This window comes from Mesorhizobium huakuii, assembly GCF_014189455.1.
Classification (GTDB): domain Bacteria; phylum Pseudomonadota; class Alphaproteobacteria; order Rhizobiales; family Rhizobiaceae; genus Mesorhizobium; species Mesorhizobium huakuii_A.
Map to the genome: position 1 here is coordinate 3,712,917 of NZ_CP050296.1, position 24,219 is coordinate 3,737,135.

The following is a 24,219-nucleotide window of genomic DNA, read 5'->3' on the forward strand; positions in this document are numbered from 1 at the left end:
GGAACACCCCTCAACCGTCTCGGCGCTGCGCGCCGATCCACCTTCTCCCACAGGGGGGAAGGGAAGATCGCGCAACTCTCACCCCTTCGCCGCCTCTTCGATCTTGGCGATGTCGATCTTGCTCATCTGCATCATCGCCGCCATCACCCGGCCGGCCTTGGCCCGATCCGGATCCAGAAGCAGGCGCGGCAATTGCTCCGGCACGACCTGCCAGGAGACGCCGAACCTGTCCTTCAGCCAGCTGCATTGCGACGGTTCGCCGCCACCTTCGATGAGCCTGTCCCAGAAATAATCCACCTCTTCCTGCGTCTTGCAGTCGATCGACTGTGATATCGCCTCGCTGAACTTGAATTGCGGTCCGCCGTTGAGCGCCTGGAACTGCACGCCGTCGAGCTCGAACGTGGTCACCAGCGCCTTGCCTTCATCGGCGTGACCTTCGGGCCAACGCATCACGCTCAACACCTTCGAGTTCTTGAAGATGGAGACGTAGAAATTCATCGCCTCTTCGGCCTTGTCGTCGAACCACAGGCAGGTGGTGATCTTTTGCATGTCGTGCTCCTCGGGTTGCTCTTTGCTGTTACAGGGAAACGGCTGACTCCGAGAACGGTGCCATTCCTTGCCGTCTGTCCAAGGACGGTCGTGCGGCACGCGATCCGACAGCGGCATGCGATTTTTTCGGGGGCTCTCGTTTTGTGAGAGAATCTGGCGCATTGCAAAAATGTGGCCAGACCATACTTGCGAGTCTATAAAGCCAGCGATCCGAATTCAGCTCCGCCGCGCCATTCCTCGGCTGCGGCCAGCCACCAAGGAAAAAACATGCCTGCCTATCGCTCCCGCACCACCACCCATGGCCGCAACATGGCCGGCGCCCGCGGCCTGTGGCGCGCTACCGGCATGAAGGATTCCGATTTCGGCAAGCCGATCATCGCAGTGGTCAACTCCTTCACCCAGTTCGTGCCGGGCCATGTCCATTTGAAGGACCTCGGCCAGCTGGTCGCGCGCGAGATCGAAAAAGCCGGCGGCGTCGCCAAGGAATTCAACACCATCGCCGTCGATGACGGCATCGCTATGGGCCACGACGGCATGCTCTATTCGCTGCCGTCGCGCGAGCTGATCGCCGATTCCGTCGAATACATGGTCAATGCCCATTGCGCCGATGCCATGGTTTGCATCTCCAATTGCGACAAGATCACGCCGGGCATGCTGATGGCCTCGCTGCGCCTCAACATCCCGACCGTTTTCGTCTCCGGCGGACCGATGGAAGCCGGCAAGGTGGTGTTGGCCGGCAAGACGCAGGCCCTCGACCTGGTCGACGCCATGGTCGCGGCCGCTGACGACAAGATCTCCGACGAGGACGTCAAGGTCATCGAACGCTCGGCCTGCCCGACCTGCGGCTCCTGCTCGGGCATGTTCACCGCCAATTCCATGAACTGCCTGACCGAGGCGCTTGGCCTGTCGCTGCCCGGCAACGGCTCGACGCTGGCGACGCATGCCGACCGCAAGCGGCTGTTCGTCGAGGCCGGCCATCTCATCGTCGATCTCGCCCAGCGCTATTACGAACAGGATGACGAGACGGCGCTGCCGCGCAGCATCGCCTCGAAAGGCGCCTTCGAGAACGCCATGACGCTCGACATCGCCATGGGCGGCTCGACCAACACGGTGCTGCACATCCTGGCCGCGGCGCATGAGGGCGAGGTCGACTTCACCATGGAGGACATAGACCGGCTGTCGCGGCGGGTTCCGGTGCTCTGCAAGGTGGCTCCGGCCAAGTCCGACGTCCACATGGAAGACGTTCACCGTGCCGGCGGCATCATGGCGATCCTCGGCCAACTCGACAATGCCGGGCTGATCAATCGCGATCTGCCGACCGTGCATACATCAAGCCTGGGCGAAGCGCTCGACCATTGGGACATTTCGCGCACCTCCAGCCAGAATGTCCGCGACTTCTTCCTCGCCGCTCCCGGCGGCGTGCCGACACAGGTCGCCTTCAGCCAGGACCGCCGCTGGGACGATCTCGACCTCGACCGCGAGAAAGGCGTCATCCGCTCGGCCGAGACGCCGTTCTCGAAGGACGGCGGCCTTGCCGTTTTGAAAGGCAATCTGGCGCTCGACGGCTGCATCGTGAAGACGGCCGGCGTCGATGAGTCGATCCTGAAGTTCACCGGCCCGGCGCGGGTGTTCGAAAGCCAGGACGCCTCAGTCAAGGCGATCCTGTCCAACGAGATCAAGGCCGGCGACGTCGTCGTCATCCGCTATGAGGGACCGCGTGGCGGCCCCGGCATGCAGGAAATGCTCTATCCGACCAGCTATCTGAAGTCGAAGGGCCTGGGCAAGGCCTGCGCGCTGGTCACCGATGGCCGCTTCTCCGGCGGCACGTCGGGCCTGTCGATCGGCCATGCGTCGCCGGAAGCCGCCGAAGGCGGCACGATCGGGCTGGTCCAGGAGGGCGACACGATCGAGATCGACATCCCCAACCGCACCATCCGCCTCGCTGTCAGCGACGCCGAACTTGAAGCACGCCGGGCGGCGATGGTGGCCAAGGGCGCCATGGCCTGGAAGCCCGAGGAAAAGCGCAAGCGCAAGGTGACGACTGCGCTGCGCGCCTACGCCGCCTTCGCCACCAGCGCCGACAAGGGCGCGGTGCGGCACGTGCCGGAGTGATCTGCTGAAGCTAGTGGTACTGGCCGTACCAAGGCCATTCCGCATCGGGAAGGTAGGGCCAATCCGCTCGGGTTGGTAGCGATCGCTTTGCGTCCTCCGCCTGTGACGGTGTCAAGAAGATGCCGAAAAGATCATTTCCGCCGTTAAGCGCATAGAACCGCACGTCCGAACTGGCGAGTTGGTCGTTGATGATCTTGAAGAACACGTAGGTGGCTGTGCCCCAGCTTTTGTCTTCGCTACCCGAAATGTCCGGGCCGTATATTACAAGCTCCTGGCCAGCTGCGTGAACCGCATATCGTGTCGCGTACGCGTCGACGCTTTGGTGGATGGCGATCGGGTTTTTCACATACTGCCGAAGCTCAGGTAAAACGTCGTTGTACGCCTTTGCTATCCCTTGCTCAGCGAGGTTTTCTGCGTCGAGATGATGCGCGTTGTCATAATCGATTGCCATGGCTGGAGACTGCACGGCAAAAGCTGCCGAGCAAGACGCATCGTAGAAAGGACACGAGTCGAGCACCGCGCATAATCGAGCTCTGTTATGGCATCAGCTGATATTCATAAAGCTTCTGGTAGAGCCCGCCCTGCTTGAGCAACGCACGATGCGGCCCGCTCTCCACCACCTTGCCGCCCTCGAGCACCACGATCGTATCAGCCTGGTGCACGGTCGACAGGCGGTGGGCGATGACGATCGTCGTGCGGCCTTCGGTCAGCTGCTGCAGCGCCTCACGGAACAGCGCTTCGGATTCGGCGTCGAGCGCGCTGGTCGCCTCGTCCAATAGCAGGATTTCGGCGTTGCGCAGCATGGCGCGCGCGATCGAGATGCGCTGGCGCTGGCCGCCCGACAGCAGGCCGCCATTCTCGCCGACATCCGTCTCATAGGCTTTCGCTTGCGCCATGATGAAGTCATGCGCGTTGGCGGCCTTGGCGGCGGCAATCACCTCTTGGTCGGTCGCGCCCTCTCGCCCGAGCCGGATGTTGTGCATGATGGTGCCGGCAAACAGGAACGTGTCCTGGCTGACATAGGCGATCTTTTCCCTGAGCGAGGCGAGCGTTGCATGGGAAATGTCCTGGCCGTCAAGCAGCACCTTGCCGCTCTTCGGGTCATACATGCGCATGATCAGGTTCAGGATCGTCGACTTGCCGCCGCCGGACGGCCCGACCAGCGCCGTCATCTTGCCGGACGCAAGGGTGAGGTCGAACCGGTCTAGAACTGGCGGGCCGTTCTGATAGGCAAAGCTGACGGCGTCGAACCGGATCTCACCCGGTCCGGCCCGAAGCGGCCTCGCGTCCGGCTCCTCGGCCAGCGTCAGCGGCTCGTCGGCGAGCTGGAACATCATGCGTACACCGACGATGCCGCTTTCCAACGATATGCGCACGCGCGCGAGGCGCTTGGCCGGCTCATAGGCTAGCAGCAGCGCCGCGATGAAGGCCATGATGTTGCCAGGCATCTGGCCGCCCTGCAGAACCAGGAAGCCGCTGACCATGACGGCGCCGGCTATCGCCAGCCCGGCCAGCGTCTCCATCACCGGGCTGGTCACCGCTTCGAGGGCAGCGATATTGTTGGCCCGATCCTCGACGTCGGACACTGCCTTGTACATGCGTTTGCGCATCAAGCCTTCGAGGTTGAAGGATTTGACGACGCGCACGCCGATCGCGGTTTCCTGCATCACCTGAATGATCTGGCCGACCGAGCGGAACTCCATTGCGGCGAATTTGCGCACACGCTTCAGGATGCGGTTGACGCCATAGATGGCCAACGGGCCGACGACGAAGCAGATCAGCGACAGCGCCGGCTGCTGCCAAACCATGACCCCAATCAACGCAAGCAGGGTCACCAGATCGCGCACATAGGAGGTCACGATCAGGTCGAGCACGTTGCGTGCCGCCTGGGCATTGTTGGTCATGCGGGTGATCAGGTCGGATGACGAGGTCGAATGGTAGAATTCGATGCCTTGCGCCAGGATTCGGTCGTAGATCTTGCGCTGCCGGTCGGCAATGATGGCATTGCCGACGCGGCTCATGAAATAGGCCTGGACGAAATTGGCGAGGCCCTTGAGGATGAAAATCCCGGCGACCGCGCCGGCAATCATGTTGACGCGGTCGATCCGCTTGTCGATCACGAATTCATTGGTGATTTCGCGCAGGATCCAGGCGCTGGCGGCCGTCATGCCGGCCACCACCAGCATCGACACAATGGCCGCGCCATATCCGAACATATGCTGCCGGAAGGACTCTTTGACCAGCCTCACAATAAGGCGCTGGTTCTCCGCCGAGCGTTCGTCGCGTTTCAGGAACGGCAAGTTCAAGTTCACACGGGACTTCCATGGTTTGCGACTATGGCCTTGGGTCCGAAGCCGATCGCTGCGTGGACGAAAGGCGGCTTATAGAGCGAGTTACCGCCAGAGGGAACCTTTCGCGGTCGCCTAAAGAAACGGCTGCGGCAGGCTGTCTTTTGCGCCACCATGGCTGGGTGATTCTGGAAATGGGATGGCGACAGATGGATTTCGACCTTGTTGTTCGTGGCGGCACGCTGCCGGATGGCCGGATTGCCGATATTGGCATCAGTGGCGAGACGATCGCGGCGATCGAGCCGACGCTACAGGGTTCCGCGCGGACCGAGGTCGACGCTCGCGGCAATCTGGTCTCGCCGCCCTTCATCGATCCGCATTTCCATATGGATGCGACACTGTCCTATGGCATTCCGCGCATCAATGCCTCGGGCACGCTGCTGGAAGGCATTGCGCTATGGGGTGAGCTGAAGCCGCTTTTGACGCACGAAGCGGTGCGCGACCGGGCGCTCGCCTATTGCGACTGGGCGGTGTCGATGGGCCTGCTTGCCATCCGAACCCATGTCGATGTCTGCGATGACCGGCTGCTGGCGGTCGAGGCCCTGCTCGACGTCAAGAAAACGATCGCGCCCTATATCGACCTGCAACTCGTGGCCTTTCCGCAGGACGGCTTCTACCGCTCGCCGAAGGCACGTGAAAACACCATTCGGGCGCTGGACATGGGCGTCGACATCGTTGGCGGCATTCCGCATTTCGAGCGCACCATGGCCGATGGCACGCGCTCGGTGACCGAGCTTTGCGAGATCGCGGCCAAACGCGGCCTGATGGTCGACCTGCATTGCGACGAGACCGACGACCCGCTGTCGCGCCACATCGAGCAACTGGCCTATGAAACGCAGCGCCTCGGCCTGCAGGGCAGGGCTGCCGGCTCGCATCTCACCTCGATGCATTCCATGGACAATTACTATGTCTCGAAGCTGCTGCCGCTGATTGCCGAGGCCGGCGTTTCGGCCATCCCCAATCCGCTGATCAACATCATGTTGCAGGGCCGTCACGATACCTTCCCGAAGCGCCGCGGCCTGACCCGGGTCAAGGAGATGCAGGCACTGGGCATCCGCGTCGGCTGGGGTCAGGATTGCGTGCTCGATCCCTGGTATTCGCTGGGCACTGCCGACATGCTGGACGTCGCCTTCATGGGCCTGCACGTCGCCCAGATGTCGCGCCCGGCCGACATGGCGCGCTGCTTCGACATGGTCACCAACGTCAACGCCGCCATCATGGGTCTCGATCACCTCGGCCTGGCGGTCGGTAAGCGCGCCAGCCTTGTCATCCTCGACGCCGGCAATCCGATCGAGGCCCTGCGCCTGCGCGCCGAGCGCATTTGCGTCATCGCCAGGGGCAAGGTGGTGGCTGAGCGGACGAGGCAGGATACCAGGCTTTCCCTGCCTGGCAGGCCGGCACAGGTCAACCGCAGGCACAGAACCACCTAGATACAGCCGATTCCCCATGCTGGTCTTACCGATTTCCTGATTTCGCCTCGTCAAAGCAGCCGCTTCGGTCTACGACGCGGCGTACGCGAGGGAGGAATCGGGATCGGCATGACGCAACCCGTGGCGCAGAATTCCACGATCAGGAACGTGCTTCTGGCCGGCATTCTGCTGATGCTGGCCGGCGACTTCCTGTTTGCGTTGAACGACGCGATGGGCAAGTGGCTGGTCGCCAGCTTCTCCGTCGGCCAGGTGGTGCTGATCCGCTCCATCGGCGCCTTTATCGTGCTTGGCCCGATGATCGCCAATCAGGGCGCCGGCAGACTGTTCCGGATGGAGCGGCCCGGGCTGCAGATCCTGCGCGTGTTGGCGACCACGCTGGACACCGCGCTGTTCTATGCGGCGGTCGTCTATCTGCCGCTTGCCGATGTCATGAGCTTCTACATGGCCGGGCCGATCTATGTGGCGGCGCTGTCGCATTTCCTGCTTGGTGAAAAGGTCGGCTGGCGCCGCTGGGTGGCAATCCTGCTCGGCTTCTGCGGCGTGGTGATCATGCTGAAGCCATCCTCGGCCGCGCTCTCGCTGTCGTCGAGCTTCGCGCTGGTCGGCAGCATAGCCTTTGCCTTCGCCATCATCCTCAACCGACGGCTGCGCGGCACCAGCGATACCAATCTGGTGACATGGCAGACGATTGGCACGCTGCTGGTCGGCGGCGTGCTGACCATCGGCGCCTGGCAGACGCCGTCGGCACTCGATTTCGGTGCCATGCTGCTGCTCGGCATCGTCTCCTGCAGCGCCCATCTGATGATCACGCGGGCGCTCAAACTCGCCCCGGCCTCGACGCTGGCGCCGCTGCACTACACGCTGCTGCTATGGGCGGTGGTGTTCGGGCTGGTGTTCTTCGGCGACGTTCCCAGTACGCGCATCCTGATCGGCTCCGGCATCATCGTTCTGGCCGGCCTGTTCATTTTCCACCGTCAGAAAGTGGTCGAGACGACGGTGCCGCCCGAAAACGTGCCGAAGGGCGTGAACTAAAGCGGTTACAGGAAAGTGTGAAACGGCTTTCCGTCCGCGATTGCAGCCAAACAAAGCATACAGCACGTCACATCGCGCCGTTTCGAAGCGACGCGTTTGGCAGCCGAAGGCTATCATCCGGAGTTGTTTGAGTTTCCGGTCAGAAAGTCCGGTATTTACATAGATACTTTGCTGTGTACGCTGCCGTCCGGGCGCAATACGGGATTGATTCTTGGCCGGAAGAGGCAAGATCAATATCTCAAGAGAATTGCGATAGAGGGGGATAATGGGTAGTTTCTCTATATGGCATTGGCTGATCGTTTTGGTCCTGATCGGCCTGCCATTGGTGTTTGTTCTAAGAGCAGCGCCGGCTGGCGCCAATCGATTCGGAGAAATGCCGCCTCCGATGAGCTTTAGTGAAGCTGTTTCAAGTTTCTTTCGAAACTATGTGAATTTTTCCGGCAGGGCGAGCCGCTCGGAGTTCTGGTATTCATACCTCTTCATTATTATTGTTGGCGTCGTTTCCGTCATAGCTGACGCCATTGTGCAGAATGAAATTATCTCATCCATTTGGAATCTTGCCGCCCTTCTGCCGACACTGGCCATGACCACCCGCCGGCTGCATGACATCAACAGAAGCGGTTGGCATCAACTCCTAGCGTGGTTCATCCCCATCGGGAGCATTGCGCTGATCATTTGGTATTGCAAAAAGTCTGACGATACGGCGACTTTGAGTGAACTGGAGAGGGTTTTCAAATAGGCGCGCGACAAGAGAGCAATTTATTGAAGCGCTTTTAGAACTTAAGTGTTGATTGGATCGCTGGGCTCCGGAACTGCTCTCACATCGAACTGCTCTAGCCCATGCGCACAGCCGCCAGGTGCCGGGAAAATTCCGCCGTCTCCATCAGCGCCTTGCAGCGGGCGAAGCGGCCGTCGGCATAGGCGCGGAAGTCGTCGACCGGGTTGTTGTTGGCGAGCTGGATCAATCCCCATAGAGTCCACAACAGGTCGCACATTGCCTTGTAGATGACGACCCGGCCGCGCTCGGCCGGCTTCGCCTCGCCGCCGAAATAGGCACGCATCAGCTCTTCGTCCTGCTCCGCATCGAATTTGCCTTCCACGCTGAGGTCGCCGAGATCCCAGAGCGGGTCGTTCATCCCCGAATATTCCCAGTCGACGATCCACATCCGCTCGCCCGTATCGAGGAAGTTTTCGCACAGCGGATCGCAATGGCAGGCGACGATGGGGAGCGGATGGGCGGCCAGCGCCGAGCGCACGCCGTCGGCCTCGCGCACCACGTCATGATAGCCGGCGGGCAGGGCGACGTCCTTGCTCGACAGCACCTTGAGATAGTCGTCGATCATCGAAAACAGTTCGAAGCGGAAGGGAAACACCGCACCGGATTTGTGCAGCTTGCGAAAGGCCTCCCCGGCGCGGACCGGGCTGCCTGGCCGGCTTTTGAATTTTTCCGGTGACATCGTCTCGGCACCGGCGATGAAGCGCGTCACCATCACGCCGGTATCGGCATCGGCATGCAGGACGTCGGGACTGACTCCCGCCTTCGCCGCTTCGCGCGCGGCCACCGCTTCGTTGGCGCGGTTGATGTATTCTTCGGTACCTTTGCCCGGAATGCGCAGGCAGAGATCGCCGGCCCTGAAGACGAGGTTGGTGAGTCCGCCAAGCCGCTCCAGCGGCCCGGTATAGCCGGCCAGAACCGGAATGGCGGCCAGTTTTGCCCGCGCCTCGTCCGTCGCCATGCCGCGCCCCCACGCTGTTATTTCTCACCGCGACGGTTCCACAATTTTCGCCGTTTGGCTATCATTGGATCGAAGGCAACTCGATCAGGCGACAAAGCAGAGATGACGGACGGTAAACACCTGGGCGCGCTCAGCGCTGCCTACGCGGCAAAGCGTCCAGAAGAGGTGGCCGCCCTCTATGACCGCTGGTCGCAGACTTATGACGCCGACATGTCGGCCGCCGGTTATCGTCATCCGACGATCTGCCTGGCGCTGCTGACCCGCCATCTGCCGCGTGGCGCGGCACCGTTGCTCGATGCCGGCGCGGGCACCGGGCTCATCGGCGAATGGCTGGCCATCACTGGCTACCCCAAGGTCGAGGCTCTCGATATTTCGCAAGGCATGCTGGACAAGGCGGCCGCTAAGGGCGTGTATACCGCGCTCCACTGCTTGGCGATGGGCGGGCCATTGCCCTTCGCTGACGGCGCCTATGCCGGGATCATTTCGGCCGGCGTCTTCACCTCGGGCCATGTCGGCACCGAAGGATTGGACGAGCTGATCCGCATCTGCCGGCCTGGCGGGGTGATCGTGCTGACGGTCAAGAACACGCTGTGGGATCAGGGTTTTGGCGCCCGCATCGCCGCGCTCGAAGCGCAAGGCGTCGTCACCCGCGTCGAAGAAACGCGCCCTTACGTCTCGATGCCGGGCGAGGCCGACACCGTGCCCAGCCGCGGCCTTGCCTTGCGGGTGAATTAGGCTTTCACCCGCTCCGCTGCCGGATCGTACATCGGCTCCATATGGATTTTGGCCGGCGTCCGCTCCATCGCGACCACCAGTTCGTAGTCGCCCGAGATGAGGAAATCGTCGCTCACCCCATCGCCGTTGCGCACATAGCCGTAGCCGATGTTCTTGGCCAGCGTGTAGCCGTAACCGCCGCTGGTGAGATAGCCGACCGGCTCGCCATTGCGCAGGATGGTCTCGCGGCCAAGCAGCACGATTTCGGGATTGTCGACCGTGAAGCCGGCAAAGCGTTTCTTCAGAGGTGCTCCGCCGATCGTCTCCAGCGCGCGTCGTCCGACGAAATCGGTGTTTTTCCTGAGCTTGACCGCCCAGCCGAGCCCGGCTTCCTGCGGCGTGTCGTTGGGCGTGATGTCGGAGCCCCAGGCGCGATAGCCTTTTTCCAGCCGCAACGATTCCAGCGCCCGGTAGCCGACCGGGCGGATGCCATGCTTCTCGCCCGCCGCCATCAGCGCGTCGAAGACCTCGCCTGTGGCCGCGATCGGCACGTGCAACTCCCAGCCAAGCTCGCCGACATAGGTGACGCGCAGCGCCCGGATTGTGTGGCCGGCGATGGCGATTTCGCGGACATGGCCGAACGGGAAGCCGGCATTCGACACATCGGCGTCGGTCACCGCAGCGAGCACGTCGCGCGCCCGAGGACCCATCAGTGACAGCGTGCCGAAATCCTCGGTGACGTCGGTCAGCATGGCATCGAGGTCCTCGCCGATATGGTCGCTGATCCACGAGGCATCATGCGTGCGGAAGCCGGTGCCGGTGACGATGTAGAATTTTTCCTCGGCCAGCCGCGCCACGGTCAGGTCGGCCTCGATGCCGCCGCGGGTGTTGAGAAGTTGGGTGTAGGTCAGCCTTCCGACCGGCTTGCTGACATCGTTGGCGCAGATCCAATCCAGTGCCTTGGCCGCATCTGGGCCGCTCAGCTCGTATTTGGCGAAGGATGATTGATCAAAGATGCCGACATGCTCGCGCACATGCCGGTGCTCGTCGCCGACCGCCGAAAACCAGTTCTGCCGGCCCATCGAATAGACGTCCAGCGGCTCGACGCCTTCGGGTGCAAACCAGTTCGGCCGCTCCCAGCCGAGCTTGGAGCCGAACACAGCGCGCTGCTGTTGCAGCCTGTTGTAGAGCGGCGAGACGATGCGTGGCCTGCCTGAGGCATATTCCTCGTGCGGGAAGCCGATCGTGTAATGCTTGCCATAGGCTTCCAGGGTACGCTCGCGCACCCATTGCCGGTCGCGGTGCAGGTTGGAAAAGCGCCTGATGTCGACCACCCACAGGTCGAGGGGCGCCTCGCCATCGACCACCCACTGCGCCAGCACCCAGCCGGCGCCGCCGCCGGACGCAATGCCGAAGGCGTTGAAGCCGGCGCCGACGAACATGTTGGCGCATTCGGGCGCTGTGCCGAGAATGAAATTGCCGTCCGGCGTAAAACTTTCCGGCCCGTTGATCATCTGCTTGACGCCGACGGTTTCCAGCGCCGGCACGCGCGCGATCGCCTGTGCCATATGCTGCTCGAAATGGTCGTAGTCGTCGTCGAACAGCCGGAATTCCCAATCGTTGGGCACGTCGCCGCCGGGGAGATCCGTCGCCCATGCCTGCGGGTTCGGCTCATAGCCGCCCATCACCAGCCCGCCGACCTCTTCCTTGAAATAGGTGCGGCGGTCGGGGTCGCGCAGCGTCGGCGCGTCAGTCGCCAGGCCATCGATCTTCTCGGTGATGATGTATTGGTGCTTGACCGGCTGCAGCGGCACGTTGATGCCGGCCATGGCGCCGATCTGGCGCGCCCATTGTCCCCCGCAGTTCACCACCTTGTCGCAGGCAATGTCGCCTTGATCGGTCTTTACCGCCGTGATGCGGCCATTCCTCATCTCGAAGCCGGTGACGCGGACATTCTCGAACAGTTTGGCGCCATGCATGCGCGCGCCCTTGGCCAGCGACTGCGTGATGTCGGAAGGGCTCGCCTGGCCGTCGGTCGGCAGCCAGGAAGCGCCGACGAGATCGCCGGTCTCCATCAGCGGCCACATCGCCTTGACCTCGGCCGGGGACAAAAGATGCATGTCCATGCCGAAGCTTTTCGCCGTTGTCGCCAGCCTTTTGTACTCGGTCCAGCGGTCGGCATTGGTGGCGAGCCGCAGGCAGCCGGTCATCTTCCAGCCGGTGGCAAGGCCGGTTTCGGCCTCCAGCCCCTTGTAGAGGTCGACCGAGTATTTGAGCACCCGGGTGATCGAGGCCGACGAGCGCAATTGCCCGACCAGGCCGGCGGCGTGCCAGGTCGAGCCCGAGGTCAGCTTGCCCTGTTCGAGCAGTACCACGTCGGCCTTGTGGTCGCGCGCCAGATGATAGGCTGTCGAACAGCCGATGATGCCGCCGCCGATGACGACGATCGCGGCCTGGCTGGGCAAAGTCATGATTTCAGGATCCCGTATTTTGTCCGGTAGTTTTCCAGCGCCGCGTCGAGCCGCACCAGGTTTTCCTCGGTGTAGGCGACGTAGTCGATGCCGGGTGCGTCGAGATAGAGTTCCGACACCATGCTCCACATCGCCTCGCGCAGCAGCGAGGCGCATTGCATGGCGGCGTGCGAGCGGCGGATCGCCTCGTCCGGCTCCTTCATGAAATAGGCGGTCAGGAAGGCGAAGGATTCCGCGTCGCTCATGCCCGCATTCGAGGCGACGCCGGCGAGGTCGAACATTGCCGTGTTGAAGCCGGCATATTCGAAATCGATCAGCCACAGCCTGCTGCCGTCGTCGAGAATATTTGCCGGCAAAAGATCATTGTGGCCGAAGACGATCGGCAGCAGTTTCTGCGCCCGCTCCAGTTCGTCAGCCAGCGTCAAAAGGCGGGGTAAGTCGCTGCGCTTGCGGCTGTTGCCTTCCTCGAGCGTGCGCGCATAGTCGCGAATGACGTGGAACACCCAGAACATGAAGCCGGCGCCGGAGATATGGTTGGGCATCTCCCGGTGGAAGCCGCGCATCAGGGCGGCGACGCGGCCAAGATTGGCGCGCACGTCCTCGGCCAGATACGTCCTGGCGCCAAGGAACGCCGTCACCATGATGCCCGGTTCGGCATAATGCACCGCCGGCGCGAAACCGGCGGCATGGGCGGCCCGCGCGGTCATCACTTCGCGCTCGCGGAAGACATGGTGGAACGGATAGTCCTGGCCGAAGCGCACGACATGCCGTCCGGCGGCGTCGCTGACCACATAGTTGGCATTGCTAAGGCCGCCGGGCAGCGGGGCGATCTCGATGGCGCCGGTCCAGCAGGGCAGGGCGCGGATGCGATCTTCGGCAATCACGGAATCATCCCCGGTTTGCTGGGCTTCGACTAAAGCGCGTCGCGTTGAAACGGATCCATGCGCCGCGCTTTAGGTTCTTGTTTTTATGCATGTCGCTCTCCCAAAACCGAGGTCACTTTTTGGCGACATGCATTGGGCGCCATGGACAGCGCAACGACGGCGGGGAGAAACGCAAATAATCTCGTCGGTGCGGGACGCCAGGATTGGTATCCCGCACCGCACCGACGAGCCCCTTGGCCAGGTTTCTGATCCCGGCATCCGCCCCCGCGGATCTGAAAATTCCTTGCGCCAGACACGTTCAAGACGGCCTGGTCAGTGAGTTGCGGCCCTGCCATCACCCTCCCGTCTGCAGCTCCGAACCCTGTTGATGCCTGGATTTCACGCCAGGGTTGCCCGGTTGTCAACAAAAACATGTGACTTTTTTTGGGTGTTTTGCCCGAAAGCAAGGGTAATCCCTTTAAAAGCACTCGAATTACCTTAGAACCGGTCAAAAGGCTAAGTCCGGAAAGACCAAATGGCTCATTCCAAACGCCACGGCGAGATCTTGCGGCTGCTGCAGGAAGAGGGAACCGTCACCATCGCCAGCCTGGCCGACCGGCTGGGTGTTTCGCTCGAAACCGTGCGCCGCGACGTCAAGCCGCTCACCAGTGATGGTTCGGTTCTGAAGATGCATGGCGCCATCGGCCTGCCGTCGATGGTCGGCGAAGCGCCGTTCGAACGGCGCATGCGCGAGAATGCCGATGCCAAGCGCATCATTGCCCGCATGGTCGCCGCCACCATCCGTGACGGCGAATCGGTCATGCTCGACACCGGCACCACCACCTCGTTCCTGGCCAGGGAACTGCTCGGCCACCGGCGGCTGACGGTCGTCACCAACTCGTCCGACATCGCCCGCACGCTGGCCACCATCAATGGCAACAAAGTCTACATGGCCGGGGGCGAACTGCGCAGCGATTCCGGCGCTGCCTTCGGCACTTCGGCCATCGAGTTCGTCAGCCGTTTCTCGGTCAGCCACGCCATCATCTCCACCGGCGCCGTCGATGCGGTGACGGGTGTCATGGACTACGATCTGGAAGAGGCCGAATTCGCCCGCATGGTGCTGTCGCGCGGCCAGCGTTCGCTCGTCATCACCGACCACACCAAATTCGGCCGCCATGGCCTGGTCCAGGTCTGCGGCTTCGATGGCTTTTCCGAACTCGCCACCGACCGCTCGCCGCCGCACGACATAGTCGCCGCGCTGGCACAGGCGGGCGCGCGGCTCAGCATCGCCGGCGGCGAAGCCGGGTTCTGAGCCGATCACCAGCGCCTGGTGGGCGAAGGCGATGTTGTGCATCGATCGCCGCCTGCGGCCATGCCTACGCGGGCACGGCGCGAAAACTCATCCTGAAGCAGGCGCCGCTCGGCTTGCCGTCGAAAATCTCGATTCGTCCGCCATGCAACTGCATGATTTCCTGCACCAGGTTGAGCCCGAGCCCGGCGCCGTGATCCTGCGGGCGCAGCCGGTAGAAGGGCTCGAAGATGCGCTCCCGCTCGGCTGGCGGCACGCCGTCACCCTCGTCCCGCACCTCGATGACAGCGGGAGCGGTGACACTGACGGTGATCTTGCCCGCGCGGCCGCCATGCTCGATGGCGTTCTGGACGATATTGGTCACCGCGCGTTCGATCGCGGTGCGGTCGCCGCTGGCGAAAACCGTTTCCCGTTCCGGCTCGAACGACATTTCATACCCGGCCGAAAACGCCATCGGCGCGAGGTCGACGATGACGCCGCGTGCGATGGCCACGAGATCGACTTTCTCGAAAGGCGAGGTCTGCCGGTCGAGGCGTTGCAGGTCGAGCAGCTGGTCGGTCAGCGTCGAAAGCCGTGCCGCGTCCTGCAGCAGCCGGGCCCGCTCGGGTGTTGCCGGCAGAGAGGCTAGGCGTGTGTTGAGGATGGCCACCGGTGTCCTCAGCTCATGGGCGGCATCAGTCAGGAAGCGCTTGTGGCGCTCATAGCCCTTGTCCAGGCGCGCAAGGGCGGCGTTCACCGCCTTGACCAGCGGCGTCACCTCCATCGGCACGTCCTTCAGCGGCAGCTGCACGCCGCGCTGGTCGATGTCGATGCGTTCGGCCTCGGCGGCCGCATGGCCAAGCCCCGACAGCGCGCCGCGCACCACCCAGGGCGTCGCGAACAGCGTCGCCAGCGCCATCAGTCCCGCCAGCGGCAATATGCCTTGCAGGAAGAATTGCGGCGCCTGTCCAAGCAGGCGCAGCAGCGAAAGCCCACCCTTGGTGCCGGTGAAGATCTGGACATTGCCGGCTGCGGTGTCGGTCCAGCGGATCTTTGCATCCGGCGGCGCGCTCTCGCCGATGGAATTGTCGATACGCGCGTCGCTGATGGTGTCCAGCAGTCCGGCGAAAGGCTGGAAGAGGGCCGGCACCGTGCCTTCCTGCAGCCGCTGCCCCTGCTTGTCGCGGATGATGAACCAGAGGTCGGGGACATCGGATCGCAGCTTCGACAGATCCGAGGTCTCGCGCAGCACAAGCTTGCCGCCCGCGTCGCGCGCCACGGCATCCGCCAGCACGTCCATCGTGCCGTCCTCATAGTCGTGCGGAATGAGGCCGGTGGCGAGCAACGCGCCGAGAATGCCGACTATGATCAGCGTCAGCATCGCGCATTGCAGCAAGGCGATGCGCAGCACCAGGCTCCATTTGAGCGAACGTGGGCGTTTGAGGCTCATCGATTGAGGCTCACGTCGTTTCGCGCAGGAGATAGCCGACGCCGCGAATGCCGTTGATCGTCACGCCGCTGTCCGCATCGGCCAGCTTGCGGCGCAGGCGCGAGACATGGGTGTCGAGCGCATTGGACTGGATCTCGTCGTCGAGGCCGAACACCGCTTCCATCAGCGCCTCACGCTGCACCATGCGGCCGGTGCGCCGCATCAGCGCCTCCAGCACCAGGAGTTCGCGCCGCGGCAGGCTGAGGAGTTCGCCGCGGATCGCAGCCTCGCGATGCCCGACGTCGAGCACCAGATGGCCGGCGCGGATGAATTGCGACTGCAGCGGCGCCGGCCGCCTGAGCAGCGCGCGCAAGCGGGCCAGCAATTCCTCGAAGGCGAATGGCTTTGCCAGATAGTCGTCCGCACCCATGTCCAGCCCGTCGACCTTGTCAGACGTGTCGCCCTTCGCCGTCAGCACCAGCACGGGCGTGGTGTTCTTCGCCGCGCGCAGTCTCGGCACCAGCGACAGCCCGTCGCCATCCGGCAACTGGCGGTCGAGCAGTATGGCGTCGTAACCGTCGACGGCAACGAAACCCTCCGCCTCCAGCAATGTGCCGGCATGATCGACCACCATGTCGTGGCGCTTCAGCGCTGCACGCAGCGCCGAGACCATTTCAGGCTCGTCTTCGACCAGCAAGATACGCATCCACACTCCCCGGCAACCAACACTGCATCGGGCGCTACCGCGCCAACATTGCGCAAACATGGCAAAGCCGAATGGCCCGCGGCCGGCAAGGTCTTTCTTTGCGTCCGCCATGTTGCGCAATGTCTATGCAATCCAGTCACGGCAAACAGCGCCGGTCGGCAGGAACCGCCCATGCCGGCGTCAAGGCGTCGGGCCTGAATATGCAGCAACAGGTTCGGGTCCGACGCCGAAACGAAATCAAGCGCCACACCAAACCGGTTGGCGTGCTGTCGTCCGGAATTGAGGTTGGTTATGTCTGCACATGATGCTCTGTCTTTTCTCATGGCGTGGGCCGTTGCGCCGTTCAGGGTCGGCTCCGTCACGCCGTCCAGTTCCAGCCTGGCGGCCTTGATGACGCGCGACATCGGCCCCGAGACAGGCCCTGTGCTGGAGCTCGGTCCAGGAACCGGCCCTTTCACGCGGGCGCTGCTGTCACGCGGGGTGCGGGAGGAGGATCTGACGCTGATCGAATCCGATCCGGATTTCGCGGCACTTCTCAAGCGGCGCTTCCCCACGGCCCGGATCTTCGAAATGGATGCCGCCGGTCTGCGCCATCTGTCGCTATTCCACGGGCCGGTGGTTGGCGCTGCCGTCAGCGGTTTGCCGTTCCGCCTGATTTCGCCGCGCAAGACGCTTGCCATTCTGGAAGGCGTTTTCGCAAACCTTCGCCCCGGCGGGGCGCTCTATCAATTCACGCTCGGCCGCCGCTGCCCGTTCGACCAGTCGCTGCTCGACCGGCTCGATCTCGAGGTCACGCGGGTCGGTCATACCTTTCGCAATTTCCCGCCGGCGACGGTCTATCGCGTCGCCAGGATCAAGACGCTGGGGATTTATGATTGGCGCTTCGCATGACCGGGCCGCTATCGGCCATTCTCGGCTTCGGCCTGTTCGGCGTTTTCTGCCTCGCCTTCACCGAGAAGATCCTGCCGATCCCGCCCTCGCATGTGCTGCTGCTGTTCCTCGGCATGACGGCGGCGCCGGATGTGTCCACACTGGCAATCCTGCTGGCGGTGACGACGCTTGCCTCCTTCACCGGCTGCCTCGTCTGGTATGGGGTTGGTCGCCGGATCGGATTTGATCGTGCCGACAGGCTGATCGAACGGGTCGGCAGATATGTCTTCCTGCGCCCGGCAACCTACCGCAAGCTCGGCCAGGCCTATCGCCGCAATCATGTGCGGGTGTCGCTGCTGGCGCAGTTCATCCCGACGGTGCGCAACTACCTGCCGATCGCGGCCGGCGCGCTTTGTCTGCCGGCTCTGCCCTTCGCGATCGCTACGCTGCTCGGCGCTACGCTGTGGAACTTCGGCTTTCTCGTAACCGGCTATCTCTTGCGCGGCAGCGGCCAGAACTCCTTCACTGTGGGCTTCCGTATCATTGTCATCGTGGTGGCGCTGGAGACGGCCTTCATGCTGGCGCTGCGCTATGGTCCCGCATGGCGGCGGCGCATCAGGCTGATGCTCGGCTGAGCGCACAGGACCAGTCATGGGATAAGCTCCGCCATCGGCTTTCCTTCGCTCGGCCGGCGGTGTTTAGTCCGGCCATGGCTTTCACCATCCGCCAGTTGCAGTTCTTCATCGCCGTCGCCGAGCAGGGCACGGTGTCGGGCGCGGCACAAAACCTCTCCATCTCGCAATCGTCCGTCACCGAAGCGATCAAGGAACTCGAAAGCGATCTCGGCGTCGAACTGTTCGAGCGTCATCCGCGCGGCCTCAACATCACCCACAAAGGCCACCAGTTCCTGCGTCACGCGACCAAGATCCTCGCCGACGTCTCCGACGCCCGCCGTTCTTTTTCTGGCGAACAGGCTGTGGCGGGTGGCCGGCTGCAACTCGGCGTCACCTCGCTGGTCGCCGGCTATGTGTTGTCGGATCTGCTCTCCCGCTACCGTCGCGCCTATCCGGGCGTCGAGGTCTCGGCCATCGAGGACAATGGCGACTATCTCGAACATCTCCTGATCGGCGGCAAGCTCGACATCGCCGTCATGGTCACCTCCAATTTGCGCGACCGTACCGCGCTGCAATCGGAAATCCTCGAAGTCTCGGCCTACCGCCTGTGGCTGCCGCTCGGCCATCCGCTCGCCAGTGCCGACATCATCAGCATTGGCGATATCGCTGGCGAGCCGCTGATCATGCTGACTGTTGACGAAATCGAGGAGAACACGGGAAAACTGCTGACGGCGATCGGCGCCAAGCCGCATGTCGCCTTCCGCACCCGTTCCGTGGAGGCAGTGCGCAGCCTGGTCGCCACCGGCGCCGGCGTGGCGCTGCTCCCCGACCTCGTCTACCGGCCATGGTCGCTGGAAGGCGACCGCATCGAATCGCGCGATATTTCCGGCTCCTTGCCGGTGGTGCAAGTCGGCATGGTCTGGCGGCGCGGCTCCGGCCTGCCGCAGGCGGCGCGCGACTTCATCGGCCTTGCCCAGTCGCAGCGGACGGTCCGTCGCTAGAGCGGGATGAATTTAGGTTGGTACATACCCGGCCTCGGTGAAGTAATTTCTGCATTCGGTTGAAGTGACGGTGCCGAGGATCTGACCGATGGCTTCGCAGACGGTCTCGACTGTTCGTCTGGCAGCCTTGCGCAGCCAATGCTTGAGCTTGGCGAAGAGCTTCTCGATGGGGTTCAGATCGGGCGAGTATTTGGGCAGCAAGAACAACCTGGCGCCGGCCGCGCGGATGGCGCGGCGCACGGCCTTGCCTTTATGTGAGCCGAGATTGTCCATGATGACGATGTCGCCGGGCTTGAGGACTGGGACGAGAACCTTGTCGACATAGAGCTGAAAACGCTCGCCGTTGATCGGTCCGTCGATGAGCCATGGTGCATCGACGCAGTCATGACGCAGCGCCGCCAGGAAGGTCATTGTCTTCCAATGGCCGTGCGGCACCTTGGCCTTGATCCTCTCGCCGCGCGGCGCCCATCCCCTGAGCGGTGCCATGTTGGTTTTGGTCCATGTCTCGTCGATGAACACCAGACGGGAAGGATCGATGCGGTCCTGATACTTTGCCCACTGTGTCCGCCTGCGCGCCACATCCGGGCGATCCTGCTCAGCCGCGATCAGCGTCTTTTTTGTGACTGAGCTTCTCGGCGTGGACGAACTCCCACACCGAGCGGTAGTCGACCGCAAGGCCGCGCTCGGCCAGCTCGATCACAAGACCGCGCAGCGTAAAATCCGTGGCCCGGCAGCGCACCAGAAGCCAGTCCCGATGCTCACCGGCAATCTTCTTCGGCCGGTGCCCACCCATCTTGCCGGGTGCAAGGCTGCTCGTTTCGCGCAAGCGGCGCACCCACCTGATGACGGTGCTGATACCAACTCCATAGCGCACCGAGGCCTGCCGTCGCGACAGCCCCTCCCGCTCAACCGACGCAACAACCCGTTCGCGAAGATCCATCGAATAAGGCTTGCCCATCCTTACCAACCTCCTTGCCTAGCAAGAAGGTTGAATCAGATTTGCCACCCTAGGGGAATCCCTTCGATTCAGCCTCAATTCATCCCGCTCTAGTGTGGCTGCTCCAGGCTGGCGTGGCCAGTCCTGCGCTTGCGCCTCTTGACGGAAACCGCCTCCGCCTTGAACGGCCCTATCGGAGCAACCTCGAAGCGGCCGGCGCCGGCAAGCCTGACGGCGCGGCGGAATGCCGGGCACTCCATCGGCCGGGAGGCCGGACATTGGGCGGCGTGACGCAAAGCCTCTCGGATCGTCGTCAGGCGCTGGATGATTTGGTCCAGTTCATTCGCCTTGGCATCCAGGCGCCCTCGATCCATTTTCGGCAGGCCGTCGGGCGTCAGTATCGAGGAAATCTCGTCCAGTGCGAATCCACCGGCGCGTCCGAGCGCGATCAAGGCGAGCCGGTCCAGGACGGCAGGGTCGAACAGGCGGCGCTGGCCGCGACGGCCGATCGAGGCGACGAGGCCCTTGTCCTCGTAGTAGCGAAGTGTCGAGGCGGGCACGCCGGTGCGGCGCGACACTTCGGCAATGTCCATATCTTTCATGCTTGACCTCAAGTCGGCTTGAACTCGTAGAGTGCTTGCGACGATCGGTGAGAGCAACACGAAAGCGAGGTCCGTTATGCCGCAATCCGCGCCGCCAAACACACGCCAAGCCGCGCTCTGGAACGATGCCAGCGGAAAGGCCTGGGTCGAGATGCAGCCGATCCTCGACGAGATACTGGCGCCGTTCGAGCGGCTGGTAGTCGATGCCGGCTATCCCAGGGAAGGGAGCAATGTCCTGGACATCGGCTGCGGCGCCGGCGCCACGACTCTGGCGATGGCGCGCCGCGTGGGTAACGACGGAAATTGTGTGGGGCTCGACATCTCGCAGCCGCTTGTCGCCCTGGCGACGGAGCGCAGGAGGGTGGAAGACGTAGCAAACGCAAGTTTTGACGTGGGCGATGCCCAGGCATATGCGTTCGAATCCGGGCACTTCGACGCTGTTATCTCGCGCTTCGGTGTCATGTTCTTCGACGATCCCGTGGCCGCGTTCACCAACATAAGAAACGCCGCGAGGCGCGGTGGCAAACTCGCCTTTGTTGCCTGGCGCACTCCGCTCGAGAATGATTTCATGACGACCGCCGTGCGAGCGGCTGCGCCTTTTCTGCCGCCCGCACCAGCGCCAGACCCCGATGCGCCGGGTCAGTTTGCCTTTGCCGACGGCGCCAAGGTGAAGCGGATCCTGGAAGCAAGCGGCTGGGCTTCAATCGAAGTCGAACAGGCAGACGTCCCGTGTCGGATCGCTCAACGCGATCTGATGACGTTTGTCACCCGGCTAGGGCCGCTCGGCGCCGCGCTGCGCGAGGTTGACCGGGCAACGGCCGAAAAAATCACCGCGGTGTTGCCGGCTGCGTTCGCGCCTTTCGTTGAGGGCGGTGAGGCTCGCTTCAATGCCGCCTGCTGGCTGGTGACGGCGCTTGCTTAAAGTGGCGTCAAGTGGCGTCTAACTATCGGAAAAACCGATATCGCCTTTCTGATAAATGAATTTGCGAAACCGGAATTTTCCAAGCACCTTCCGTTTCAGGGACCAAGCCGCCATCAGAGCGACATCAAGTCCACAGGACGAACGGATAAGTTTTTCAGTCCGCGCGTGATCTGGCGAAAACCGGAGCGGTTTCGGGGGTCATCCGCCAAAATGGGAGATCGATGATGAATTCATTCCTGAAGTCCTGCACGGCGCTGACGGTCGCGCTGACCTTCTCCGGTCAGGCCATCGCCCAGGTCAAGGAACTCGGCAAGGGCGAAGGCCAGGTCAACATCGTTGCCTGGCCGGGCTATATCGAGCGCGGCGAGACCGATAAGGGCTATGACTGGGTCACCGCCTTCGAGAAGGAGAGCGGCTGCAAGGTCAACGTCAAGACCGCCAACACGTCGGACGAGATGGTCTCGCTGATGAACGAGGGTGGCTTCGATCTCGTCACCGCTTCGGGCGATGCCTCGCTGCGCCTGGTCGCCGGCAAGCGCGTGCAGCCGATCAACACCGATCTCATTCCGAGCTGGAAGGCGGTCGACGACCGGCTCAAGGACGCGCCCTGGTTCACCGTCGACAAAGTTCACTACGGCGTCCCCTATCAGTGGGGCCCCAACATCCTGATGTACAACACCGAGGTGTTCAAGGACGCGCCGAAGAGCTGGAACGTCGTCTTCGAGGAGATGAAGCTGCCGGACGGCAAGTCCAACAAGGGCCGCGTCCAGGCCTATGACGGGCCGATCCACATCGCCGACGCCGCCAACTATCTCATGTTCCACAAGCCGGAACTCGGCATCAAGGACCCCTACGAGTTGAACGAGGACCAGTACAAGGCAGCACTCGACCTGCTGCGCGTCCAGCGCACGCTGGTCGGCCGCTACTGGCATGACGCTGCCATCCAGGTCGACGATTTCCAGAACGAAGGCGTCGTCGCCTCCGGTTCGTGGCCGTATCAGGTCAACACGCTGGTTGCCGCCAAGAAGCCGGTTGCCTCGACCGTGCCGGAAGAAGGCGTCACCGGGTGGGCCGACACCACCATGATGGAAGCCGACGCGGCGCACCCGAACTGCGCCTATATGTGGCTCGAGCATTCGCTATCGCCGAAGGTGCAGGGCGATGTCTCGGCCTGGTTCGGATCGCTCCCCGTCGTGCCCGCCGCCTGCAAGGGCAACGAGCTCTTGACCGACGAAGGCTGCAAGACCAACGGCTACGACAATTTCGACAAGATCAAATTCTGGAAGACGCCGGTCTCGAAATGCGTCACCCAGAACGACCAGTGCGTGCCCTATTACCGCTGGGTGTCGGACTATATCGGCGTCATCGGCGGACGGTGATTTTCCTCGCCCTCCCCCTTGTGGGGGAGGGTCGACGCGCAGCGTCGGGGTGGGGGGCTGTCCGACATGTCGGCGCCATCACCCCCCACCCGCGGCTTCGCCGCGACCTCCCCCATCGAGGGGGAGATGGAGCGGCGCGCGAATTTCGCGATCCTAGCCAGATTTGTAGCTGAGGATGATTTTGATAAACCGGCAACAGACTGACAGCCCATGACCTCTGCCGTCTCATTCCAGAAAGTCTCGCGCCATTTCGGCAGCGTTCGCGCCGTCGATGCGGTCGATCTCGACATTGCGCCGGGCGAGTTCTTCGCCATGCTCGGGCCGTCCGGCTCGGGCAAGACAACATGCCTGCGCCTCATCGCCGGTTTCGAGCAGCCGACGGCGGGTTCCATCTCGATCTTTGGCGAGCGCGCGGAGGGGGTGCCGCCCTACCGCCGCAACGTCAACACCGTGTTCCAGGACTATGCGCTGTTCCCGCATCTCAATGTGCTCGACAACGTCGCCTATGGGCTGATGGTCAAGGGCGTCGGCAAGGCCGAGCGGCACAAGGCGGCCGAGGAAGCGCTGTCGCTAGTCAGGCTGCCTGGCTATGGCGGCCGCCGGCCCGGTCAGCTCTCCGGCGGCCAGCGCCAACGCGTCGCGCTGGCCCGCGCGCTGGTCAACCAGCCCAAGGTGCTGCTGCTCGACGAGCCGCTCGGCGCGCTCGACCTCAAACTGCGCGAGAACATGCAGGAAGAGCTGAAATCGCTGCAGAAGGCGCTCGGCATCACTTTCGTCTTCGTTACCCATGATCAGGGCGAAGCGCTGTCGATGGCCGACCGCGTCGCTGTCTTCAATGACGGCAGGATCATGCAGATCGGCACGCCGGAGGACATCTACCAGCGGCCGAAGACGCGCTTCGTTGCCGATTTCGTTGGCTCCTCCAACGTGCTGCCGCCGGACTTCGTCCAGCGCTATTCCGGCCAGCATCGCTGGGGCAGCCTCCGCCCTGAATCCATTCGGGTCGGCCGCGCCGCCAGCGGCGAAGGCGTCGCCGCCCGCCTCGTCTCGACCAACTATCTCGGCGCCACCACCAGGCTGGCGCTCGATGCCGACGGATTGAAGCTGCACGCCGTGGTGCCGGCCGGCACGGTCCTGCCTGCGGAAGGCGAGGCGGTCATGCTCACCTTCAATCGCGAGCACCTGCACCTGATGGATGAGCCGGCATGAGCGTCGA

22 protein-coding genes are annotated in these 24,219 nt (G+C 63.1%); 12 read left to right on the forward strand and 10 right to left on the reverse strand.

The genetic code is table 11. The annotated features are described in order from the left end of the window. Positions 1 to 78: 78 nt before the first annotated feature. A complete protein-coding gene (locus HB778_RS18350) occupies positions 79 to 549 on the reverse strand; it encodes a VOC family protein (protein ID WP_183455819.1) in 471 nt (156 codons plus the stop codon). A gap of 267 nt (positions 550 to 816) precedes the next feature. Here HB778_RS18350 and ilvD point away from each other — a divergent pair, with 267 nt between their 5' ends. Continuing rightward, the gene (gene ilvD, locus HB778_RS18355) at positions 817 to 2,661 is read left to right on the forward strand and encodes a dihydroxy-acid dehydratase (RefSeq protein ID WP_183455822.1); all 1,845 of its coding nucleotides are present in this window, start codon (positions 817 to 819) and stop codon (positions 2,659 to 2,661) included. A 10-nt stretch (positions 2,662 to 2,671) separates the two neighbouring features. Here the strand turns inward: ilvD and HB778_RS18360 are convergent, their stop codons facing one another. Further along, positions 2,672 to 3,112 carry a hypothetical protein gene (locus HB778_RS18360; protein ID WP_183455824.1) on the reverse strand — a complete coding sequence of 147 codons (441 nt, stop codon included), beginning with the start codon at positions 3,110 to 3,112 and terminating at the stop codon, positions 2,672 to 2,674. 85 nt (positions 3,113 to 3,197) lie between these two features. Continuing rightward, positions 3,198 to 4,952, reverse strand: coding sequence for an ABC transporter ATP-binding protein (locus HB778_RS18365; protein ID WP_183465137.1), 1,755 nt, complete (start codon positions 4,950 to 4,952; stop codon positions 3,198 to 3,200). Between the two features lie 206 nt (positions 4,953 to 5,158). Between HB778_RS18365 and HB778_RS18370 the strand changes: the two genes are divergently transcribed. The 3 genes from HB778_RS18370 (at position 5,159) to HB778_RS18380 (ending at position 8,210) form a co-directional block, all read left to right on the forward strand. Beyond that, positions 5,159 to 6,439 (forward strand): amidohydrolase family protein, encoded by a 1,281-nt coding sequence (locus tag HB778_RS18370; RefSeq protein ID WP_183455826.1) that lies wholly within the window; start codon positions 5,159 to 5,161, stop codon positions 6,437 to 6,439. A 108-nt stretch (positions 6,440 to 6,547) separates the two neighbouring features. After that, positions 6,548 to 7,471 (forward strand): DMT family transporter, encoded by a 924-nt coding sequence (locus HB778_RS18375; protein WP_183455828.1) that lies wholly within the window; start codon positions 6,548 to 6,550, stop codon positions 7,469 to 7,471. Positions 7,472 to 7,736: 265 nt separating this feature from the next. Then, positions 7,737 to 8,210: a DUF805 domain-containing protein gene (locus HB778_RS18380; protein ID WP_183455830.1), complete on the forward strand. Its 474-nt coding sequence runs from the start codon at positions 7,737 to 7,739 to the stop codon at positions 8,208 to 8,210. Between the two features lie 94 nt (positions 8,211 to 8,304). Here HB778_RS18380 and HB778_RS18385 read toward each other — a convergent pair whose 3' ends face one another. After that, complete coding sequence (locus tag HB778_RS18385; protein ID WP_183455832.1) at positions 8,305 to 9,207, reverse strand: phosphotransferase family protein; 903 nt, start codon at positions 9,205 to 9,207, stop codon at positions 8,305 to 8,307. A gap of 102 nt (positions 9,208 to 9,309) precedes the next feature. Between HB778_RS18385 and HB778_RS18390 the strand changes: the two genes are divergently transcribed. Beyond that, the gene (locus tag HB778_RS18390; RefSeq protein WP_183455834.1) at positions 9,310 to 9,942 is read left to right on the forward strand and encodes a class I SAM-dependent DNA methyltransferase; all 633 of its coding nucleotides are present in this window, start codon (positions 9,310 to 9,312) and stop codon (positions 9,940 to 9,942) included. Here the strand turns inward: HB778_RS18390 and HB778_RS18395 are convergent. Next, the gene (locus HB778_RS18395) at positions 9,939 to 12,392 is read right to left on the reverse strand and encodes a GcvT family protein (protein WP_183455836.1); all 2,454 of its coding nucleotides are present in this window, start codon (positions 12,390 to 12,392) and stop codon (positions 9,939 to 9,941) included. The two genes, HB778_RS18390 and HB778_RS18395, sit on opposite strands and share 4 nt — an antisense overlap. Then, complete coding sequence (locus HB778_RS18400) at positions 12,389 to 13,276, reverse strand: phosphotransferase family protein (RefSeq protein ID WP_183455838.1); 888 nt, start codon at positions 13,274 to 13,276, stop codon at positions 12,389 to 12,391. Before HB778_RS18400 ends, HB778_RS18395 begins: the two co-directional genes overlap by 4 nt. A gap of 514 nt (positions 13,277 to 13,790) precedes the next feature. On the opposite strand from HB778_RS18400, the gene HB778_RS18405 reads away from it, so the two are divergent. Further along, entirely contained in the window at positions 13,791 to 14,567 is a 777-nt protein-coding gene (locus HB778_RS18405) for a DeoR/GlpR family DNA-binding transcription regulator (protein WP_183455840.1), read from the forward strand. Positions 14,568 to 14,631: 64 nt separating this feature from the next. Here the strand turns inward: HB778_RS18405 and HB778_RS18410 are convergent, their stop codons facing one another. Together HB778_RS18410 and HB778_RS18415 are read right to left on the reverse strand one after the other, a co-directional pair. Continuing rightward, entirely contained in the window at positions 14,632 to 15,993 is a 1,362-nt protein-coding gene (locus tag HB778_RS18410) for a sensor histidine kinase (protein ID WP_183455842.1), read from the reverse strand. Positions 15,994 to 16,003: 10 nt separating this feature from the next. Further along, positions 16,004 to 16,678 (reverse strand): response regulator transcription factor, encoded by a 675-nt coding sequence (locus tag HB778_RS18415; RefSeq protein WP_183455844.1) that lies wholly within the window; start codon positions 16,676 to 16,678, stop codon positions 16,004 to 16,006. 390 nt (positions 16,679 to 17,068) lie between these two features. On the opposite strand from HB778_RS18415, the gene HB778_RS18425 reads away from it, so the two are divergent. From HB778_RS18425 to HB778_RS18435, 3 genes are all read left to right on the forward strand, one after another. Next, on the forward strand, positions 17,069 to 17,569 hold the full coding sequence (locus HB778_RS18425) for a class I SAM-dependent methyltransferase (protein WP_244661509.1): 501 nt from the start codon (positions 17,069 to 17,071) through the stop codon (positions 17,567 to 17,569). Continuing rightward, positions 17,566 to 18,183 carry a DedA family protein gene (locus HB778_RS18430; RefSeq protein WP_183455848.1) on the forward strand — a complete coding sequence of 206 codons (618 nt, stop codon included), beginning with the start codon at positions 17,566 to 17,568 and terminating at the stop codon, positions 18,181 to 18,183. Before HB778_RS18425 ends, HB778_RS18430 begins: the two co-directional genes overlap by 4 nt. A 74-nt stretch (positions 18,184 to 18,257) precedes the next feature. Beyond that, positions 18,258 to 19,163 carry a LysR family transcriptional regulator gene (locus HB778_RS18435; protein ID WP_095200970.1) on the forward strand — a complete coding sequence of 302 codons (906 nt, stop codon included), beginning with the start codon at positions 18,258 to 18,260 and terminating at the stop codon, positions 19,161 to 19,163. Between the two features lie 12 nt (positions 19,164 to 19,175). Here HB778_RS18435 and HB778_RS18440 read toward each other — a convergent pair. Together HB778_RS18440 and HB778_RS18445 are read right to left on the reverse strand one after the other, a co-directional pair. Beyond that, positions 19,176 to 20,121 (reverse strand): IS630 family transposase gene (locus HB778_RS18440; RefSeq protein WP_183455851.1). Its coding sequence is split into 2 segments (ribosomal slippage): positions 19,176 to 19,781 and positions 19,783 to 20,121, totalling 945 coding nucleotides; the frame shifts between segments, so codons are not numbered across the junction. 89 nt (positions 20,122 to 20,210) lie between these two features. Beyond that, positions 20,211 to 20,702: a helix-turn-helix domain-containing protein gene (locus tag HB778_RS18445; protein ID WP_183455853.1), complete on the reverse strand. Its 492-nt coding sequence runs from the start codon at positions 20,700 to 20,702 to the stop codon at positions 20,211 to 20,213. Between the two features lie 76 nt (positions 20,703 to 20,778). Here HB778_RS18445 and HB778_RS18450 point away from each other — a divergent pair, with 76 nt between their 5' ends. The 3 genes from HB778_RS18450 to HB778_RS18460 all read left to right on the forward strand — a co-directional run bounded on the left by HB778_RS18450 (position 20,779) and on the right by HB778_RS18460 (position 24,212). Next, the gene (locus tag HB778_RS18450; RefSeq protein WP_183455855.1) at positions 20,779 to 21,624 is read left to right on the forward strand and encodes a class I SAM-dependent methyltransferase; all 846 of its coding nucleotides are present in this window, start codon (positions 20,779 to 20,781) and stop codon (positions 21,622 to 21,624) included. Positions 21,625 to 21,848: 224 nt separating this feature from the next. Beyond that, entirely contained in the window at positions 21,849 to 23,003 is a 1,155-nt protein-coding gene (locus tag HB778_RS18455) for an ABC transporter substrate-binding protein (RefSeq protein WP_183455857.1), read from the forward strand. Positions 23,004 to 23,213: 210 nt separating this feature from the next. After that, a complete protein-coding gene (locus HB778_RS18460; RefSeq protein WP_183455859.1) occupies positions 23,214 to 24,212 on the forward strand; it encodes an ABC transporter ATP-binding protein in 999 nt (332 codons plus the stop codon). The last annotated feature ends 7 nt before the right edge of the window (positions 24,213 to 24,219 follow it).

What these genes read in the sequence shown, in the direction of transcription:
- HB778_RS18405 (WP_183455840.1), top strand. Translation starts at nt 13,791, where the DNA reads ATGGCTCATTCCAAACGCCACGGCGAGATCTTGCGGCTGCTGCAGGAA.
- HB778_RS18350 (WP_183455819.1), bottom strand. Translation starts at nt 549, where the DNA reads ATGCAAAAGATCACCACCTGCCTGTGGTTCGACGACAAGGCCGAAGAG.
- HB778_RS18415 (WP_183455844.1), bottom strand. Translation starts at nt 16,678, where the DNA reads ATGCGTATCTTGCTGGTCGAAGACGAGCCTGAAATGGTCTCGGCGCTG.
- HB778_RS18450 (WP_183455855.1), top strand. Translation starts at nt 20,779, where the DNA reads ATGCCGCAATCCGCGCCGCCAAACACACGCCAAGCCGCGCTCTGGAAC.
- ilvD (WP_183455822.1), top strand. Translation starts at nt 817, where the DNA reads ATGCCTGCCTATCGCTCCCGCACCACCACCCATGGCCGCAACATGGCC.
- HB778_RS18435 (WP_095200970.1), top strand. Translation starts at nt 18,258, where the DNA reads ATGGCTTTCACCATCCGCCAGTTGCAGTTCTTCATCGCCGTCGCCGAG.
- HB778_RS18375 (WP_183455828.1), top strand. Translation starts at nt 6,548, where the DNA reads ATGACGCAACCCGTGGCGCAGAATTCCACGATCAGGAACGTGCTTCTG.
- HB778_RS18380 (WP_183455830.1), top strand. Translation starts at nt 7,737, where the DNA reads ATGGGTAGTTTCTCTATATGGCATTGGCTGATCGTTTTGGTCCTGATC.
- HB778_RS18460 (WP_183455859.1), top strand. Translation starts at nt 23,214, where the DNA reads ATGACCTCTGCCGTCTCATTCCAGAAAGTCTCGCGCCATTTCGGCAGC.
- HB778_RS18395 (WP_183455836.1), bottom strand. Translation starts at nt 12,392, where the DNA reads ATGACTTTGCCCAGCCAGGCCGCGATCGTCGTCATCGGCGGCGGCATC.
- HB778_RS18445 (WP_183455853.1), bottom strand. Translation starts at nt 20,702, where the DNA reads ATGAAAGATATGGACATTGCCGAAGTGTCGCGCCGCACCGGCGTGCCC.
- HB778_RS18430 (WP_183455848.1), top strand. Translation starts at nt 17,566, where the DNA reads ATGACCGGGCCGCTATCGGCCATTCTCGGCTTCGGCCTGTTCGGCGTT.
- HB778_RS18360 (WP_183455824.1), bottom strand. Translation starts at nt 3,112, where the DNA reads ATGGCAATCGATTATGACAACGCGCATCATCTCGACGCAGAAAACCTC.
- HB778_RS18455 (WP_183455857.1), top strand. Translation starts at nt 21,849, where the DNA reads ATGAATTCATTCCTGAAGTCCTGCACGGCGCTGACGGTCGCGCTGACC.
- HB778_RS18370 (WP_183455826.1), top strand. Translation starts at nt 5,159, where the DNA reads ATGGATTTCGACCTTGTTGTTCGTGGCGGCACGCTGCCGGATGGCCGG.
- HB778_RS18385 (WP_183455832.1), bottom strand. Translation starts at nt 9,207, where the DNA reads ATGGCGACGGACGAGGCGCGGGCAAAACTGGCCGCCATTCCGGTTCTG.
- HB778_RS18425 (WP_244661509.1), top strand. Translation starts at nt 17,069, where the DNA reads ATGACGCGCGACATCGGCCCCGAGACAGGCCCTGTGCTGGAGCTCGGT.
- HB778_RS18390 (WP_183455834.1), top strand. Translation starts at nt 9,310, where the DNA reads ATGACGGACGGTAAACACCTGGGCGCGCTCAGCGCTGCCTACGCGGCA.
- HB778_RS18410 (WP_183455842.1), bottom strand. Translation starts at nt 15,993, where the DNA reads ATGAGCCTCAAACGCCCACGTTCGCTCAAATGGAGCCTGGTGCTGCGC.